The organism is Mycobacterium tilburgii (assembly GCF_902168065.1).
Lineage (GTDB): Bacteria > Actinomycetota > Actinomycetes > Mycobacteriales > Mycobacteriaceae > Mycobacterium > Mycobacterium tilburgii.
In genome coordinates this window covers 1-4,034 of record NZ_LR655768.1, presented here as the reverse complement: position 1 = coordinate 4,034, position 4,034 = coordinate 1, and the positions used below count along the sequence as shown (strand labels likewise).

1 protein-coding gene is annotated in these 4,034 nt (G+C 68.8%); it reads right to left on the bottom strand.

Annotation, left to right across the window (positions count from 1 at the left end; all coding sequences use genetic code 11):
* Positions 1-4,034: condensation domain-containing protein (locus FQ389_RS17410; protein WP_144209886.1), on the bottom strand; the 4,034-nt coding region annotated here is incomplete at both ends.

The following is a 4,034-nucleotide window of genomic DNA, read 5'->3' as shown; positions in this document are numbered from 1 at the left end:
GTGCATGTAGCCGACGGCCACCCCGGCGCCGGCGGCGTACAGCTCGCCCACCACGCCGGGCGGGACCGGCTTCAGCCAACGGTCCAGGACGAATAAGGCCGCGCCGGGGACCGGCGAGCCGATCGGCGCGCCACCCTCGGGCGTCAACGCGCCGCTCATCGCGGCGTAGATGGTGCCCTCGGTCGGGCCGTAGGCGTTGACTATCGTCCGCCCGCCCGGCGCCCACCGGTCGACCACCTCGGACGGCAACGCTTCCCCAGCCACGAACAGCACCGTGGATTCCAACCCATCCGACGGCAACATCGCTGCGGCGGAAGGGGTTTGGCACAAGACACTGACCTTCTCGGAGATCAGCAGCGCGTGCAGGTCCTCCGGTGAGCGGACCACCGCCTCGGGGACGATCACCAACCGGCCGCCGTGCAGCAGTGCACCGAAGATCTCCCACACCGACACGTCGAAGCTGTACGAATGCCACTGCGACCACACCTGTCCAGGGCCCGCCGGGACGGTCGCGTGCAACTTCTCGAGCAACGACGTCGCGTTGCGGTGCGTGACGGCCACGCCCTTGGGTTTTCCGGTGGTGCCGGACGTGTAGATAAGATACGCCAAATCCTCGGGCGCCGGTGCCGACAGTTCGACGCCGGGATCGACACCCTGGTCGTCGTTGAAGTCGACGACGACCAGGTCGACGCCGTCCAGCCGGGACCGCAATGCGGCGGTAGTCAGCGCGGCGATCGGGGCGGCATCGCCGAGCATGAACTCCACCCGGGCGTCCGGCAGAGCCGGATCGATCGGCAGATAGGCCGCCCCCGCCTTAAGCACGGCCAGCATCGCGATGATGGCTTCGGCGGATCGCGAAAACAGCAGCGCCACAGTCTCACCCGGGCCCGCTCCGTGGCCGGTGAGCACCCGCGCCAACCGGTCCGCGGTCTCATCGACCTCGCGATACGTCCACGACCGGTCGCCGTACACCAGCGCCACCGCTTCGGGGGCGGCAGCTAACTGGGCGGCGAACAGCTTCGCGATCGTGGTGCCCGCGGCGGGCTGGGTCAACACCGCCCGGTTGCCCCACTGGGCCAGCCGCGAATGCTCTTCGGGGTCAAGCAGATCGATCGACGACACCCGTCGCGTGGGATCGGTGGTCATGGCCACCAACACCCGCTGGAAACGCTCGACCAGCGTCTCGATGCTAGCCGGGTCGAAGACATCGGTGTCGTACTCGACGCGGACACCCAATTCGTGGCCCGGCAGCGCCATCACGGACAACGGGTAGTGGTTGAACTCACGACTGCTGAAATCGGTGATGGCCAGTTCGTGGACGCCCATCGGCACGCCGGTGTCGATCGGGTAGTTCTCGTAGACGAACAGCGTGTCAAACAGCTGGTCGTGCCCGGTGGCGCGGTGAATGTCGTTCAACCCCAAATATTGGTGCTCAAGGGTCTCGGTGTAAGCCCCCTGAAGCTGATCCAGTAGGTCGCCAATGGTGGTCGCCGCGGTGATGTTAGCCCGGATCGGCACGGTGTTGATCAGCAGACCCACAATCGATTCCGCGCCCGGCAGATCGGTCGGCCGCCCGGACACCGCGGTGCCGAACGCGACGTCCGGCTGACCGGTCATCCGCATCAGCAGCTGCGCCCACGCCGCCTGCAACACCGTGCTGACGGTGGTGTGGCAGGAGCGGGCGAGCGTGCTCAGCTCGCGCGTGGTGTCCGCCGGGACGCGGTAGGAATCGACGCGGCGGCGGAGGCCCATCCGTTGCGGCGGGCCCACCAGGGTCGGGGTATCGAACCCTTCGAACATTTCGCGCCACGCCGCCTGGGCGGCGCCGCGGTCCTGCGCGGCCAGCCAGGAGACGAACCTGCGGTACGGCACCGGCGCGGGCAGCTTGGCCCCGTAGTAGCTGGCAAAGATCTCGCGCAGCAGAAGCGGTTTCGACCAACCATCCAAGACGATGTGGTGGTTGGTCAGCACGAACCGGTACAGGTCGTCGCCGGTGCGGAGCAAGGCCGCGCGGAAGGTCGGCTGGTTGGCGATGTCGCACACCGCGGCGCGCTCGGCCGCGCACAGCCGTTGGACCTGCTCCTCGACATCGGTGTCTGCGCCGGTGATTTCGGTGTACTGCCACGCCATCACCGGGTCGGCCAGGATGACCTGCACGGGCTCGTCGAACTCGCCGGTGAACCGGGCCGCCAGGTTGGGGTGGCGGTTGACCACCGCCTGCACGGCATTCCGCAGCCGCTGCGGGTTCAGCGGGCCGGTCACGGTGATACCCAGCTGCACCGCATACAGGTCTTCCCCGAAGCCTTCCGCCAGCGTGGCGTGGAAGAACAGGCCCTGCTGCAGCGGGGTCAGCGGCAGCACATCGGCGATCCGGACCCGCCGGGACAGGTCGTCAATCTGCTGCTGGGTCATCCGCGCGGGAGCCAGATCGGACGGCGTTAAGCCGCCGCCGCCGTTGCGCACGTGCGCGCAGATACCGGTGAGGGCCTCGAACCACAGTTGGCTGAGCCGGGCGATCTGGGTCTCGTCAAGCGCCGACGGCGCCCACGTCCAGTTGGCCTGCAGGTGCGGGCCGACATCGCTGTCGACGGTGCCGGCATTGAGCTCCACCGTGTGCGCCAGCGGCAGCGGGACGGCGGTCGCCGCGCCGGCCAGGTCCAGGCTGTCCTGGCTGACCCGCCACAGATCCCCGGAAAGTTCGGCCGCGGTACCCGCGCCCAGCCGTCCCAGGTAGTTGAACCCGATCACCGGGTCGGTGCCGTGCAGGTCGACATCGTCGTTCAGGTATCGCAGCAGCCCGTAGGTAAGGCCGTCCGGCAGGGCGCGCAGCTGTTCCTTGGCGTCCTTGATCACCGGCCCCAGCGCCGCCTCGCCGGCGGCCACCTGCGACCAACCTAGGCTGCCGACGGACACCGACACCGGATATTTGGTGGTGAACCACCCGACCGTGCGGGACAGATCCACGTCGGCCGCAAGTTCCTCATGCCGGCCGTGCCCCTCGACATCGATGCCGATGGGTGCGCCGCCAGTACCCAGGAACTCCGCCCAGGCCAATACAAACGCGATCAACAGAATGTCCTGCACGCCGGTGTGAAACGCCGCCGGCACCTCACCCAGCAGCTGGCGGGTGGTCTCGACGTCGAGCCCGACCGACAGTTGCCCGGCGGTGACGTAGGTGTCCACCTCGGGCCGTACCGCGGGCAGCGCCGCCGGCACCACGGCCACCTGCCGCCACGCCTCGGCCTGGGCCACGACCTCGGGCAGGCGGGCGTGCTCGTCGAGCAGCGCCGACCACCGCGCGAACGACGTTCCGCCCGGCGGCAACTCGACAGGCTGGCCGCTGTGGTGCTGCGCCCAGCCAATGTTGAGGTCTTCCAACAAGATTCGCCAGGAGACGCCATCGACGACCAGGTGATGAACGATCAGCACCAGCTGTGACGTCGAGTCAACCCACAACGCGCTGAGCATCACGCCGGCACCCGGGTTCAGCCGCGACCGCGCGTCGACGAGCGCCTCGCCGGACAGCACGTCGACCGACCACAGCAGGCCCGAAGCGTCGACGGAGCCAACGTCGGGCACCGACAACGACCAACCGCCGGCGCCGTCGTCGTCCACCCGCAGCCGCAGCATTGGGTGCCGGTCGACCAGCGCCTGCAGCACCACCTTCGCGTCGGCTTCGGTCACCCCGGCGGGCGCCTGCATCACCATCGACTGGTTGAATTGCTCGACCGGGCCCTCGATGCTCTGCAGCCAGCGGATGATCGGCGTGGCGACCACCTCGCCCAGCCCCTCGTCGACCATGCCGTCGCCGTCGGCGGCGACGCTGGCGACCTGGGCCAGCCGGGCCACGCTTTGTTCGACGAAGATGTCGCGTGGACGCAGCAGTATGCCCGCCGCCCTGGCCCGCGCGACCACCTGCATCGACAGAATGCTGTCGCCGCCGAGGTCGAAGAACGAGTCGTCGACACCGACCCGTTCGACCCCGAGCACCTGGGCGTAGATGTCGGCCAGGACCTCCTCGACCGCGTCCGACG